The sequence below is a fragment of the Mesorhizobium sp. WSM4847 genome (genome assembly GCF_055811335.1).
The window spans coordinates 188,103-202,028 of record NZ_JBVVPY010000007.1; the positions used below are offsets into that span (position 1 = coordinate 188,103).

General features: G+C 62.6%; 13 protein-coding genes. 9 read left to right on the top strand and 4 right to left on the bottom strand.

Annotation, left to right across the window (positions count from 1 at the left end; genetic code table 11):
* The first annotated feature begins 69 nt into the window (after positions 1 to 69).
* The 7 genes from bglB to AC0L28_RS12760 all read left to right on the top strand — a co-directional run bounded on the left by bglB (position 70) and on the right by AC0L28_RS12760 (position 9,039).
* On the top strand, positions 70 to 1,158 hold the full coding sequence (gene bglB / locus AC0L28_RS12730) for a beta-galactosidase BglB (protein ID WP_031254343.1): 1,089 nt from the start codon (positions 70 to 72) through the stop codon (positions 1,156 to 1,158).
* The gene (gene kduI, locus AC0L28_RS12735) at positions 1,155 to 1,991 is read left to right on the top strand and encodes a 5-dehydro-4-deoxy-D-glucuronate isomerase (RefSeq protein WP_473477739.1); all 837 of its coding nucleotides are present in this window, start codon (positions 1,155 to 1,157) and stop codon (positions 1,989 to 1,991) included. Before bglB ends, kduI begins: the two co-directional genes overlap by 4 nt.
* Positions 1,988 to 4,513, top strand: coding sequence for a hypothetical protein (locus tag AC0L28_RS12740; RefSeq protein ID WP_473477742.1), 2,526 nt, complete (start codon positions 1,988 to 1,990; stop codon positions 4,511 to 4,513). The genes kduI and AC0L28_RS12740 overlap by 4 nt, the downstream gene beginning before the upstream one ends.
* 82 nt (positions 4,514 to 4,595) lie before the next feature.
* Positions 4,596 to 5,858, top strand: coding sequence for an ABC transporter substrate-binding protein (locus tag AC0L28_RS12745; RefSeq protein WP_473477744.1), 1,263 nt, complete (start codon positions 4,596 to 4,598; stop codon positions 5,856 to 5,858).
* A 15-nt stretch (positions 5,859 to 5,873) separates the two neighbouring features.
* Entirely contained in the window at positions 5,874 to 6,899 is a 1,026-nt protein-coding gene (locus tag AC0L28_RS12750) for a carbohydrate ABC transporter permease (RefSeq protein WP_473477747.1), read from the top strand.
* Positions 6,896 to 7,948: a carbohydrate ABC transporter permease gene (locus tag AC0L28_RS12755; protein ID WP_023797638.1), complete on the top strand. Its 1,053-nt coding sequence runs from the start codon at positions 6,896 to 6,898 to the stop codon at positions 7,946 to 7,948. The genes AC0L28_RS12750 and AC0L28_RS12755 overlap by 4 nt, the downstream gene beginning before the upstream one ends.
* Before the next feature lie 8 nt (positions 7,949 to 7,956).
* On the top strand, positions 7,957 to 9,039 hold the full coding sequence (locus AC0L28_RS12760) for an ABC transporter ATP-binding protein (protein WP_287249860.1): 1,083 nt from the start codon (positions 7,957 to 7,959) through the stop codon (positions 9,037 to 9,039).
* Positions 9,040 to 9,088: 49 nt separating this feature from the next.
* On the opposite strand, the gene AC0L28_RS12765 is transcribed toward AC0L28_RS12760, so the two are convergent.
* The gene (locus AC0L28_RS12765; RefSeq protein ID WP_473477749.1) at positions 9,089 to 9,244 is read right to left on the bottom strand and encodes a YjiS-like domain-containing protein; all 156 of its coding nucleotides are present in this window, start codon (positions 9,242 to 9,244) and stop codon (positions 9,089 to 9,091) included.
* A gap of 236 nt (positions 9,245 to 9,480) precedes the next feature.
* On the opposite strand from AC0L28_RS12765, the gene AC0L28_RS12770 reads away from it, so the two are divergent.
* Entirely contained in the window at positions 9,481 to 10,350 is an 870-nt protein-coding gene (locus AC0L28_RS12770; protein WP_473477752.1) for a LysR family transcriptional regulator, read from the top strand.
* 21 nt (positions 10,351 to 10,371) lie between these two features.
* On the opposite strand, the gene AC0L28_RS12775 is transcribed toward AC0L28_RS12770, so the two are convergent.
* Entirely contained in the window at positions 10,372 to 10,626 is a 255-nt protein-coding gene (locus tag AC0L28_RS12775; protein ID WP_236390699.1) for a hypothetical protein, read from the bottom strand.
* 31 nt (positions 10,627 to 10,657) lie between these two features.
* On the opposite strand from AC0L28_RS12775, the gene AC0L28_RS12780 reads away from it, so the two are divergent.
* Complete coding sequence (locus AC0L28_RS12780) at positions 10,658 to 10,861, top strand: DUF6074 family protein (protein ID WP_473477754.1); 204 nt, start codon at positions 10,658 to 10,660, stop codon at positions 10,859 to 10,861.
* Positions 10,862 to 11,108: 247 nt separating this feature from the next.
* On the opposite strand, the gene AC0L28_RS12785 is transcribed toward AC0L28_RS12780, so the two are convergent.
* Together AC0L28_RS12785 and AC0L28_RS12790 are read right to left on the bottom strand one after the other, a co-directional pair.
* Positions 11,109 to 12,614, bottom strand: a complete 1,506-nt coding sequence (locus tag AC0L28_RS12785) for an Ig-like domain-containing protein (RefSeq protein WP_473477757.1) — start codon at positions 12,612 to 12,614, stop codon at positions 11,109 to 11,111.
* 459 nt (positions 12,615 to 13,073) lie between these two features.
* Complete coding sequence (locus AC0L28_RS12790) at positions 13,074 to 13,898, bottom strand: 5'-3' exonuclease (RefSeq protein WP_128246299.1); 825 nt, start codon at positions 13,896 to 13,898, stop codon at positions 13,074 to 13,076.
* Between the last annotated feature and the right edge of the window lie 28 nt (positions 13,899 to 13,926).

Consider the following 13,926-nt stretch of genomic DNA (forward strand, 5'->3'; position numbering starts at 1 on the left):
CAATAAAAATTCCTGTGGCACCCATTTGCCCGACATCGCGCAAACTTGGGAGGAGTGGTGGCGTCGTCCATGAGAGATATGCGCTCAAAGCTCGACCTGCTCGTGCGCGGCATGACCGGCCTGCGCCATGACGGCCGTTTCGACGAGCCCAACCTCGACGGCACGGCCGGCGACTACATCAGCTTCGATTCCTGGGAATGGCCGCAGGGTGTAGGCCTCTACGGCCTCGTTTGCCTCTGGCGGCACAATCGCGACCCGAAACTCTTGAAGACAATCGAAGATTGGTACGAGCGCCATTTAAGGGCGGGCCTGCCGCCGATGAACATCAACACCACCGCTCCGATGATGGCGCTGGCATTGCTCTGGGGCGAGACACGCGACCAGCGCTGGGAAACGCCTCTCTGCCAATGGGCCGAAAGGCTGCTTCGCGACATGCCTCGCACGCCCGAGGGCGGGTTCCAGCACAATGTCTCAGACAAAATCAACGACGACGAATTGTGGGACGACACGTTGTTCATGGCCGGCCTGTTCCTCGCTTTCCACGGCCGCGCGGCCGGCCGGCAAGCTTGCATCGACGAGGCTGTTCGCCAGTTCCTCGTCCATGCGCGCTATCTCGCCGACCCGAAAACCGGCTTGTGGTTCCATGGCTGGACATTTGCCGGCCGACATAATTTTGCCGGCGCTCTCTGGGCCCGCGGCAACGCCTGGATCACGGTCGGCATCCTCGACCTGATCGAAAATGGTGGTGTCGGCAAGCCAGTCGAAGCCTATCTGCTCGGCGTGCTGGAAGCGCAGATCGAAGCGCTGCTGCGCCTGCAGGCGCCATCGGGAGCATGGCACACTTTGCTCGATGACCCGACCTCCTATGAGGAGATGTCGGCCACCGCCGGCATCGGCTATGGTCTCATGAAAGCTGCGCGCCTGGGCTTCGGGCCCAAGGCGTGCGGTCCAGCGGGCCGGCGCGCACTCGACGCGGTGCTGGCCAGCATCGACGAGAACGGCGTGCTCGGAAACGTTTCCTATGGCACCCGCATGGGCCATGATCTCCAGTTCTACCGCGACATCCCGATCCAGCCTACCGGCTACGGCCAGGCCCTGGCGATCCTCTGCCTCACCGAGGGGATGATCCATGCCGAAGCTGACGAGGCAGCGGCATGACGATGCGCGTTCTCTTCGGCGCCGGTCCGGGCGACATCGATGGCTACGGAACGGAGCGGCTGCGCGCCGAGTTTCTGGTGGAGCGGCTGTTCGAGCCCGGCCGTATCGCCTTCGCTTACACCCATGTCGACCGCATGATCGTTGGCGGCGCGTGCCCAACCGGAGAGCCGCTGAGTTTCGGCGATGGCGCGGACGTCGGCACGCCTCATCTGTTCACCGCGCGCGAGATGGGCATCGCCAATCTCGGCGGCGCAGGAACGGTGAGCGTCGACCAGCAGCGCTTCGCGCTCGCCAACCGCGATGTGCTCTATGTCGGGCGCGGCGCTAAGCAAGTGACGCTCGAAAGCGACAGCGCCGCGCACCCCGCCTGGTTCTATATGAACTCGGTTCCGGCCGGCGCAGACATCAAGCATCGGCTGATCACGAAATCCGAGGCGAAGCCGCTCGAACTCGGCGAGGAGCGACGCGCCAACAAGCGCACATTGCGCATGTACATTCATCCGGAAGTCGCGCCTTCCTGTCTGTTGCTGATGGGCATCACGGATCTCGCTGCGGGCAGCGTCTGGAACACCATGCCCCCTCACCTGCATGAGCGGCGCATGGAAGCCTATCTCTATTTCGATCTCGCGGCGGAAGATCGGGTAATCCATCTGATGGGACGGCCGGACAATACCCGCCATCTGATCGTGGCCAATGGCGAATGTGTCATCTCGCCGGCCTGGTCGATCCATATGGGCAGCGGAACCGGCCCCTACGCCTTCGTCTGGGGTATGACCGGCGAGAACCAGGCCTATAACGACGTGTCGCCCGTGCCCGTTGAGACGCTGCGATGAACACCGTGGAATCGATCACGCACGATCTTACGCTGCGCCGGCCGCTCGCGCTCGGCGGCCCCGTCGTTTACTGGCTCGTCGGCACGACGTCCGAGCAGCGCTACGATGTTGCGGATCAGCCGATGCAAGGGGAGATGGATCCCTTCTTCTTCCTGACCAAGCACAAGAATTTCATCCCGCACGAATATCCCTGCCGAACCGAGTTTGCCGCCGAACGACGCGGGAAACGGCCCGAGCCGCAGGGCGTGTTCGAGCCGGACCGTGTTTGGCTTCCGTTCGGCTCGCCCCGTGTCGACCTGTCGGGCTTCTGGTTCCGCCCGACCGTGGTCGCCACCTGGGCAAGTACCGTGCTCGATGCAGGCTCGGACGGCCAGGCGCGGCTGCGGCTGCGCACCTGCGGCGGCGCCGTTTTGTTCGTCAACGGGATAGAGGCCGGCTGGATGGCGCCCTACGGGCGCAATCTCGAGGCTTCTCAGGATTTCGAGGTCGATCTCGTCGCCGGCGCCAACGAGATCAGCATCTGGTTCGACGATCTCGCCGAGCGTGACGCACGCTACTTCTTCCAACTCGACTATCTCCGGGGCCCAACTGCCGAACAGGTCTTGCCCACGACCGTCAAAGGCGACGTCGCGGCGGCCATGGAAGCCGCTCTCGACGCGATGCATTTCGAGCGTCCATTTTATTCCGGCGGCGAAGTGGCGCTGGTGACGGATGTCGCGCTGCCGGTTGCGGTGGATGTAGCTGTTGTGATCGAGGGCGACTTCATGTCGATCGAGGCGCCCGTGATCTTCCGCCGCCGCATCGAAGCGGGGGCAAGACGCATCACGATTGCCGCCACGGAAGACCTTCCCGCCGACTTCCGGCATTTTGCCGTATCGCTCTCATCTTCAGGCTTTGTTGCCCAGCGGGTCTTCGGCGTCGAGATCTGTCATGCGGCGCGTCAGGGCCGCGCTCCCGCCGTCCTTGCCGACAGGATCGGCGAAGCCCTGGAACAGGTCTCCAACTTCGCAGAGGCCGATACCGTGCGGGCGCTGGCGCGGCTGGCGACCGGCCGTGGCGGCCCCGAAACCGACGCCATCATTGCTGCTGCACTGCCGGCGATCGAGGATTGCCACGACTGCGCCGATTTCATCCTGGTTCCACTGCTCTGGTGCCGTCGTGCCTATGGCGACAGGATCGCGGTCGATCTCCGTCACCGCATTGACGAGGCGATCCTCAATTATCGCTATTGGATGGATGAGCCGGGCAACGACGTGCAGTGGTACTTTTCCGAAAACCACGCGCTTCTGTTTCACACCGCGGCTTATCTCGGCGGCCATCTCCTGCCCGATGCCCGCTTTGTCCGCTCGGGGCGCACCGGCGCGGAGCAGTCGACCGTGGGCCTTGCGCGCGTGCGCGCCTGGCTTGATCATTTCGAGGCATGGGAGATGGCGGAATTCAACTCCGCCCCTTATTTCCCGATCGATCTCAAAGGGTTGACGATCCTGTACGCGCTTGGGCCAGACGCCGATGTGCGCCGGCGCGCCGGGGCTGCGATCAACCGCCTGCTCGAGATCGTCGCCCGCTCGGCTCAGCAGGGCATGCTTACCGGCGCGCAGGGCCGCTCCTACGAACACACGCTGCGCGCCGCCCGTTCGCTGGAACTTTCCGGCATTGCACGCATGCTGTGGGGCAAAGGTTTCTACGGCATGCGCTTCCACGCCCTGCCGCAGCTTGCGCTCTGCCTGCGCGACCATGGGCTCCACGTCCCGCAAGAACTGACCGGTATCGCCTGCATGGCCGGCGACGACGCGCAGGAATGGTGCTTCGCGCAGGGCCAGAACCGGATCGCCATGCTCTACCACTACAAGACCCGCGATTTCGCCATGGGAAGCGCAGCAGCCTATCGCTGGAACGAATGGGGTTATCAGGAAACGGTGCTGCACCTGCGCCTCGGCGGCAATCCCGACGCGCAGATATGGATCAACCATCCGGGCGAGACAATTCATTCGGGCTATGGCCGTCCGTCTTACTGGGGCGGCTCCGGATCTCTGCCGCGCGTGCATCAATACCGCGACCTGGCGGTTGTGATGTTCAGCTGCGCTGCCGAGCAACCCGACTTTACCCATGCCTGGTTCCCACAGAGCGCGTTCGACGAAGCGAGGGTCAAGGAACATATAGCTTCGGCGCGCGGCGGCGATGGGCTCGCGATGCTGAAGGCCGACAGCGCCTTCGAGCTCGTCGGCCGCGGGCCGACGACTGGAAACGAGTTGCGCGTGCCGGGCCATCAAGCCGCGTGGATCATCCGTCTGGGCCGGCGCCGGCAATATGGGTCGTTGGAGGAATTCGAGGCGCAGTTTTCTCAGCTCGCGCTCGGCCACGGAAAAAGCGGCCTTCTGCATGTCAATGACCCGGAATATGGCGACGTGCTGTTCCATCCGGATGGCCGCATTGAGACTGAAGACCGTGTCATCGATCCGGCCGACTGGCAGGTCAGCGGCGAAGCCACGTTCTTCACAGCCGACGCCATCGCAACCAGGTGAGGATCGGATCAAAAGGAGCCCGACAAGCAGCTCGGACAGCGACAATCAAGCGGTGAAGACCGCAAAAGCGGAGGAGTGAACCATGAGAATGAATTCGATAATCCTGGGCCTTTCGGCCGGCCTTCTGTCGTCGACCGCGTTCGCAGGCGACGTTCGCGTGATGTGGTACTCGGACGGCGTCGAGGGCGAGGTTATACAGGACCTGCTCAACCGCTTCATGAAAGACAATCCGGACATCAACGTCATTCTCGACAATGTCGCCTACAAGGTTGTTCAGGAGCAGCTTCCGGTCGAACTCGAGGCAGGACGGGGCCCTGATATCGCCCGCGTCACCAACATCAAGGAACTCGCCGATCATTGGCTCGACCTGACGCCTGTGGTTGCCGATCCAGCATACTGGCAGACGAATTTCAGCGACCAGTTCGACTGGATGCGCCCTGACGGTTCCAAGGTCATTCCAGGCTTCATGACCCAGATCACGCTGACCGGCGGCTTCGTCAACAAGACGCTTTTCGAACAGGCCGGCGTGCCGATCCCGGCCGACACCGCAACCTGGGACGAATGGGTCGATGCCGCCGGCAAGGTGCAGCAGAGCCAGCAACTCAACGCAGCCTTTGCCATCGACCGCAGCGGCCATCGTATCTCGGCGGCGAACATCTCTTATGGCGCCAACTACATCGGCGGTGATCGACTGCCGGCGCCGATTGACGCCGGCACGAAAGCCTTCGCCGAAAAGCTGGTCAATTGGGTTGCCGACGGCCGCATGAACAAGGAAATCTGGGTGTCGGCGTCGGGCACCACCTATCGCGCCGGGGCCGACGACTTCATCAATGGGCAGATTGCCTACTATTATTCGGGCAGTTGGCAGGTTGCCAACCTGGCCAGCAAGATCGGCAAGAACTTCGACTGGGTGGCGACGGGCTCGCCGTGCGGCACCGCCGCCTGCACCGGCATGCCGGGCGGCGCCGCGCTGGTCGCCGTCAAATACACGAAGAACCCCGCTGAAGTCGGCAAGGTGATGGACTTCCTGGGCCGCGAGGACATCATGCGCGAATTCACCGAGCGCACCCTGTTCCTGCCCGCACACAAGGGCGTTCTCGCCGGCAAGATCGATTACAAGACCGATGACGAGAACGTCAAGGCGTCGCTCGAAGCCTTCCTGAAGGCATCGGGCAAGATCGCGCCGAATGCCGCCGCCCTGCCGGCATGGAAATGGGGAACTCCGGTTTATGGCGCGCTGGTGACCCGCATCAGTCAGGTCATGGCCGGCGAGCTGAAGCTCGACGAGGCTTTCGTCCGCATCGACGAGGACATCAAGGCACAGGTGGCCGAGGCATCGAAGTAGCGTCGCGGCAGTGTCATGGCAGACGTCCGAAACGGCATAGCAACGCGCGCCGGCGCCATGATCCTGGCGCCGGTCGGCTGGCTTGCGAATGTTTTCGATGCGCCACTGCGCATGTTGCAACGGCGCACGGGCAGCAATGGCATGGCCGTGTTCTTCCTGGCGCCGAACATGCTGGTGTTCGGCATTTTCGTGCTGTTTCCGCTGGTCATCAACATCCTCTATTCGATGACCGGTGGCGGGGCGCTGTTCCTCGGCGACCGCACCTTCGTCGGCGCCGATCAGTATGGGCGGCTGTTCAGTTGCGGCAGCTATCTCGACCCGAAGAGCTGCACCGAGGACCTGTTCTGGATCGCGGTTTGGAACACCCTGGCCTTCGTCGTGCTGCAAGTGGCGATGATGGTCGCCGTGGCGCTTGTCACCGCACTCGTTCTCAACCGTGAGTTGCGTGCGCGCAGTTTCTGGCGCGCCGTGTTCTTCTTCCCTGTGCTTTTGTCGCCGGTCGTGGTCGGTCTCATCTGGCGCTGGATCCTGCAGCGGCAGGGATTGCTCAACCTGATGGTGTTCGAGGCGGGCGGAACCCCGGTCAACTGGCTGGTGGAGCGCAACTGGGCCTTCGCGGCGACGATCATGGTGTCGGTCTGGGCCCATGTCGGCTTCTATGCGCTGATCCTTCTCGCCGGCCTTCAGGCTATTCCGAAAGACCTCTATGAGGCCGCCGAGATGGACGGAACGCGGCCCTTGCGCGTCTTCTGGCGCATAACGCTGCCCTTGCTGGCACCCAACCTCCTGGTCGTGCTGGTGCTGACACTCATCCGCGCCGTGCAGATATTCGACGAGATCTATGTGCTGACCGGCGGCGGTCCCGGGACCAGCACGCTGTTCCTCACGCAGTACATCTACGAGGTCGGCTTCGCCTCGATGCTGCGCAATCCGGGGCTCGCCTCCGCGGCCTCGATCCTCATGGGAGCGGTGCTGGTCGTGCTGACCTTGATCCAGCTGGGCATCGCAAGGCGCAACGAGCAGCGGGGCAAAATGCGATGAGCAGGGTTGCGGAATTTCTGTTCCGCCGGCGCGGCGGCGCCGGCTGGCACTGGACCGACGTTTTCACCTGGTTCTGGCTGATCGGCGGGCTGCTTGTCATGTTCGGCCCGGCGCTCTGGCTGGTCAACTCGTCGTTCAAGACGCCTGCGGCGCTGGCCGAGTTCCCGCCGACTGTTTTGCCCTATGTCACCGCCGAAGCGATCGTGGAAGGCTATGAGGAGCCGCTGCAGCTCTTTGAAGTGCGCAATGACGACGGCAGCGTGCGCCTGCTCGCCGAAGTGCGCCGCCTCGGCACCGTCGCGCAGATGGTCGATCCCGCCAACCCGGGCGAGATTATACGCGTCAACATCCGGAACCGTACGCCCAAGCGCAGCATCGCCTTCGCGCTGGACAATTATGTCCAGCCTTTCCTCGCCTTTGACTTCTTCCTCTATCTGCGCAACTCGGTCTTCGTCACCGTGGTCGCCACCCTGATTACGCTCCTGACCAATTCGATGGCTGCATTCGCACTGTCGAAGTACAATTTTCGGGGACGTTCGGCTGTGATGATGCTCATCGTCGCGACGCTGATGGTGCCGCTCTCCGTCATCCTGGTGCCGCTCTATTCGGTGATCTCGGCAATGGGACTGTTCAATTCGCTATGGGGCGTGATCCTGCCGACGGTGGCGACGCCCACGGGCGTCTTCATGCTGCGCCAGTACATGCTGACGATCCCCGACGAGCTGATCGATGCAGCGCGCATGGACAAGGCGTCGGAATGGCAGATCTACTGGCGCATCATCCTGCCGCTGACCGCCCCCGCGCTGGCGGTACTGGCGATCTTTTCCGTGGTCTGGCGCTGGAACGACTTCCTCTGGCCACTGATCGTCCTGTCGCGCAAGGAGGTCTATACGCTGCAGGTTGGTCTCAACACCTATGCCGGCCAACTCAATGTGCAATGGCATTACATCCTGGCCATGACTGTCGTCACCATGATCCCGGTCGTGCTGGTGTTCATATTCCTTCAGCGCTTCATCACCACCGGCATTGCCGGCTCCGGTCTGAAATAGAGGCTACCATGAGCCAGATCACACTCACCGGCGTATCGAGGGCTTTCGGCAAGGTCGGCGTGCTGCACGACATAAATCTCGACATCCTTGACGGCGAGCTGATCGTCTTCGTCGGCCCCTCCGGCTGCGGCAAGTCCACGCTGCTGCGGCTCATCGCCGGGCTTGACCGGCCGACAGGCGGCGTCATCGCGATCGACGGCAAGGACGTGACCACCGTTCCGGCCGCCGACAGGGGATTGGCGATGGTGTTCCAATCCTACGCGCTGTACCCGCACATGAGCGTGCGCCAGAATCTGGCCTTCGGACTGGAGAACGCCCGTATGGCGCGCGCCGAAATCGATGCGCGCATCGCCGAAGCCGCGCGGATGCTGGAAATCGCGCCATATCTCGACCGGCGCCCCGGCCAGCTCTCCGGCGGCCAGCGCCAGCGCGTCGCGATCGGCCGCGCCATCGTGCGCAATCCAACCGCTTTCCTGCTTGACGAGCCGCTGTCCAATCTCGACGCCGAACTGCGCATCTCGACACGCGCCGAACTGGCCGCGCTGCACGAGCGGCTGTCGGCGACGATGGTCTATGTCACGCACGACCAGATCGAGGCGATGACGCTTGCCGACCGCATCGTCGTGCTGCGCGCCGGCCGCATCGAGCAGATTGGCACGCCGCTCGAGCTCTACAACCATCCGGCCAATCTGTTCGTCGCCGGGTTCATCGGTGCACCGCGTATGAACTTCCTGCCGGTAAAGGTGGCGCCCGGGGGCACTGGCCGGTCAAGCCTCACGTTGGACGGTTCAGCTGGATTCGAGATCGACGGGAACGTCAGCGCGGCCAATGGCGACGTGACGCTCGGGCTGCGGCCGCATCACATCAGCCTCGCCGATTCCGGCAACGGAGACGTTGCGGCCCGCGTCGCGCTGGTGGAAGCCCTCGGCTCCGAGACAATCGTCCACACCAAGACAAGCGGCGGCCAGACCATGCTTGCGGTCGTCGCCGGACAATATCCGGTGGCCTCTGGCGACACGGTGGATCTGAAGTTCGATACCAGCCATCTGCATCTTTTCGATGACACAGGCCTGCGCATCGCTGTGAGTTAGAAGTTGGTTAGCACCGTCTGGGGCGTCATCATCTGCATGCCCCGCCTCCTCAACGACGCAGGCTGGCGTGGCGGGCATGCTCGCGGATCTCTTCGCGAGCAATGCCAGCATCGGCCAGTGTGCTGTCTGGGGCCTGCCTCAAGCTCGCAAGCGTCTGGCGATAGGCAAGCCAGCGGGCGAAACGGTGTCGAAGTCTATACAACATGATCGTCTCCTTTGGCGCGCAGAAAGCCCGCGCGCCTAGGTTGGTCGAAAGCGCAAAGCATCTGCGCGAAGCGCATCCTCGATCGCAAGGATTGCGCTGGCTTCTTGGCCGGTCGAGGCGCTTGTCACTGTCGCTTCCAGGCAGAATTGTCCAACGCCTCCAATGCCTCCATACTTGCGCGTGATGCCCGCTTCGCGCTACAGCCACGCTCACAAGGAGTTTTTCATTTCTGCAAAATGGATATCGACTGGAACGATCTGAGGCTGTTTCTCGACGTTGCGCGGCTGGGTGGCTTGAGCGCAGCGACGGGAACGACGCGCCTCAGCGCAGCCACCCTTGGACGACGCGTCACCGCGCTCGAAAAGCAGATCGGCGAACCGCTGTTCGTGCGCCAGCAGACAGGCTACCGGCTGACCCCGGTCGGTGAAGAACTGCTGCGGCGCGCCGAAGACGTCGAGGCAGCAATGCAGTCGCTGACCCGCTGGCGCGAGGGGAACCTGCCCGACCGCATTGTCCGCGTCTCGGCCGGGCCATGGACCTCAGCCTTCGTTTCCGCCCATATCGGCGAGATCTGGACGGTCGATGACGGCATAAGGGTGGAGCTCGTCACCACCACCGACCGCGTCGACATCGGCCGCCGTGCCGCCGACATCGGCATCCGCGGCGAGCGCCCGACCGAACAGTGGCTGGCCGGCCGTCAGAGCGGCAAGATCGCCTACGCCATTTATTCCGGACGCCACCTGATCAACGGCATCGCCGCCGGGTTGTTCGTCGGCGTCACCGGCGAAGCGGCAAACATTGCCTCGGCGCGCTGGCTGCAAGCCCATCACGGCGACCGCATCGCCGTGCGCGGCAACAACACCCATTCGGTGCGCGAACTGGTGGCCGCCGGCGCCGGCCTTTCGATCTTTCCGTGCTTCGTCGGTGACAGCGATCCGCGGCTGGTCCGCGTCGCTCAGCCTATCCCCGAACTCGAAACCGACCAATGGATCGTCAGCCATCACGAGGAACGTCACGCGCCGCCGGTGCGAAAAGTCGCCGACCGGATTACCGCCTTGATGCGGGCGCACCAGCCGCTGTTTCGCGGCGAGACGCCGATCCGGTAAGCCTAAGGCGTCGATCGGCCGTCAACTGAGCCGCATGCTGGCACTCATGCCGGACTCCTGCGCCGTCAGGCCTAGGCCGTAATACTTCAACAGGGACTCGAACTCGCCATGCCGCTGCGTCCAGCCGCTATTCGCGGCACCGACCATCGAGCCCAGCGGACGCTTTGTTCCATGGCTGACCACCGTCAAAAGAGCGCTGTTAACCAAATTTTCTAACCCGCCAATGCTTATTCGCGCGACTGAAGGGGTGAGGTGATCGATGTGCGATTCGAACATAAGCGCATTTCCGCTGCATCGGCGGCGGAAATTGGTCGAAGGGATCGCCCTGGTCCTGGAGTCTAAGAACGGGGAGGACGCGAACGCCTTCTGGCGCAACACCGCCAAGGCAATTCTCCTTCAATTATCCGAATCAGGAATTGCACCCGGGCTGGCCGAACAGGAAGTCGGAACGCTTCTTCATGCTGTCTTGGATGATATAGCCACCCGCAGTGCGGCGAAACTAGCACAATAGCATTGGCTGGCTCACGACGATGGATTGCCGCGTGGCACCACTGCATCCGTCAAATGCAAGGTTTTTCAATGCGGATGAAAAGATAGCCGCGTTCGTCGAAATCATGCCTCACCGTTGCAGACACCAGCCAGTCGGGTCATGAAGGGCTCGGATGAGCCCTGAAGCCCCTTACTGCGCAATCGGGGAGGAAATCCTGCGCATGGGCGCGATCACGTTCGGTCTATGTAGCTGCCCCCACCATGCGCGCCTATAACACGAAGAAGTCGTCCACTGTGAGGAATGTGCTCGGGTCCAGGGCGGCAAACTTGACAGTCGCCGCTCCTCCTGCCCCGTCCACATCGAACAACAGATCGCCGGTCTCCTTGTCGTAAATGATGTGGTCGTTGTCATCGATGGCGTGCTTGCCGACGACGAAAACCGCAGCGGAAAGCGAGCCGGCCGACAGCCCGACGAATGCGGAGCTGTCCAGCCAGAACACATCGTCGAGCGCATTGAAGTCTTCTATCCTGTCGTAGTTCGCCGGCCCAAGTGCGTCGAACACGAAGACATCCCTGCCCCCCTCGCCGGCCAGCAGGTCGCGGCCGGCGCCGCCATTGAGGATGTCGTCGCCAGCACCACCTCGCATGTCGTCGGCGCCGGCGCCGCCGTCGAGGACGTCGTCGCCAGTGTCACCGCGGACGCCGTCTGCGCCCTCACCACCGCTGATCTCGTCATTGCCAGCGCCGCCCTTCAGCCAATCGGTGCCCGCGCCTCCAATGATGTCGTCCGCGCCCGCGCCGCCGAACAGCTGGTCGTGGCCGGCGCCGCCGTCGAGCGTATCGTTGAACGGGGTGCCGCTGATGCGGTCGCCACCGCCCAGCGCGGCGACGAGCACGGCATGATCATGGCTTGCGTAGCTCGCGACGTTTTTGGCGTCGGTCAGGGTAATGGATTCGGCCGGCGGAGTGACGGTGATCGTAATCGTCGCCACATTGCTGTTGCCCTGGCCGTCCGTAGCGTAAACCGTAAAGCTGTCGGTGCCGATGAACGCTGCCTCCGGTGTGTAATCGAACAGGTTTCCGCTCAGAAAATCCGCATGATAGTGCAGGGTAGTGCCATAATGACCCTGGTGAAACGGGTAGTGGTTACCGTCGAAACTCGTCTCCTGCTCCAGGGTGCCGCTGTCCGGCCCGTCCAAAACGATAAAGTTCAAGAGATCGTAGTCGGCATCTGTCGCGCTGAACTTGACGTCGTCGAGAGATTGCGCCTGCGAAATCGACAAGTCCAGGTCGGCAACGTTGGGCGCGTGATTAACGAAGGTGTCGGACTGAAGCACGCCCCCTTTCAAGATGATCTGATGCTGACCGTATTGAGTGTTTTCGCCGCCGAAATATTCGTTCGCCCCGATCCATGTCAGCGTGAGGTCGTCGGGGCTGTCGGCGCTGATCGAGATGATCCGGACCGACTGGAAGGCCGCCTGGTCGGACACGGTGCGGAGAAAATTGCCTTCGTTGTCGAAGACCTGCGTTTCCACTGTCGTCCAGGTTTCGGTCCTGCCCTCGTGGGTGAAGCTGGTGATGGTGAAGAAGCCATCGAAGACATCGACCGAAGCTAGTTCGATCCCACGGAAAGGGAAATCCGGCTTTGCGCCTATCGGTCCGATTACGTCGCCGTCTGTTTCCGTAATGCTGAAAAGGACCGAGTCAGGACTCGGATTGGGATTCTCGGGTTCGTTCCATACGATGAGTTCGCTGCCATTGCTTAAGGTCGGCATCCTGTCTCTTCCTTGCCTTTGCCTGGACGTGCTGCGGATGGCCCCATTTCCAACGGTAACATGTTACGCGAGACGGATCGGTGACAAACCCAACCGCCTTTCGCCTTCTACGAATGTGGTTAATTCGGTGATCATGCCGAACTGTCTGATTGGATTCGGCAATGGGCCGACGCTGGTGAAATCCAGTCGGCGATGCGGCGAGCCGACGAGGTGCGGTCGTGCTGGCATCAGGCACTGCGGACCCGAAGCGATCTCTGCTCCAAAGGATCATTCGCAGGATCACCCTCAACTCGTCTCGCCCGTTCGGCCCGACCTTCCGCTTGCGAACCGGACGGCCTATCTCGACTCGCTCGTTGGACGCGGCGACCGGCCCTGGCGGCAGCATCTCATGCGCCATTTCTCGTAGGAGGGCAAAGCGTTGGTTTCGCGCCGAACGACACTTAACGTCGCCTCCCGAAGTCAGCAACGGCGAGCCTTGAGCGCACGGGTGAGGAGCCGGGCGTCATTTAGCTGGGTAGCGCAGATTTCGAACGCTTTGGTCGGCCCGTGCCAGCGCAGCTCCTCGACATTATCGAAGAGGCGAGCGTCGGTGCGCAGCGTCGCGAGATTTTTGAACAAAAGCGCGATCTCTCTCCGCTTGCCGAGGGTTTCGGGCGGAAAGCTTTCAAGCGGGCCGTAGCGGCCAAGCAGCCGGGCGGCCGAGACCAGGCCGATGCCTTCGAGACCCGGGTAGCCATCGGCGGCATCACCCACGAGCGCGAGGAAATCTGGGATCAAGGCCGGCTCAACTCCGAACTTCTCGCGCACGCCGGCGGCATCGCGAATTTTCTGGGTCCTGCGGTCTACCTGGACCACATGGTCACCGCGCACACACTGCGCGAGATCCTTGTCCGGCGTCCAGATGCACACCTTCTGCACGCCCTCATCGGCAGCCGCGCTGTGTGCCGCGGATGCCAGCGCGTCGTCGGCTTCCAGCTCGATCATCGGCCAGACCGCCACGCCCATCGCCGCCAGGGCGTCCTCGAGGGGGTGGAACTGCGCGAGCAATGCCGGCTCGATGCCATCCCCGGTCTTGTAGCCGGGCCAGAGCTGATTTCTGAACGATTCGATTACATGATCGGTGGCCACCCCAATATGTGTGGCGCCGTTCTCGATCATCTCCAGCACTGTATTCAGCACGCCGACGACGGCGCCAAACGGCTTGTCCTGGCCATTGTTGAACCGGCGTTGGCCATAGAAGTGGCGAAACAGTTCGTATGTGCCGTCTACCAAATGAATGATCATCGCAATCCTTAGGGAAACAACATCCGGC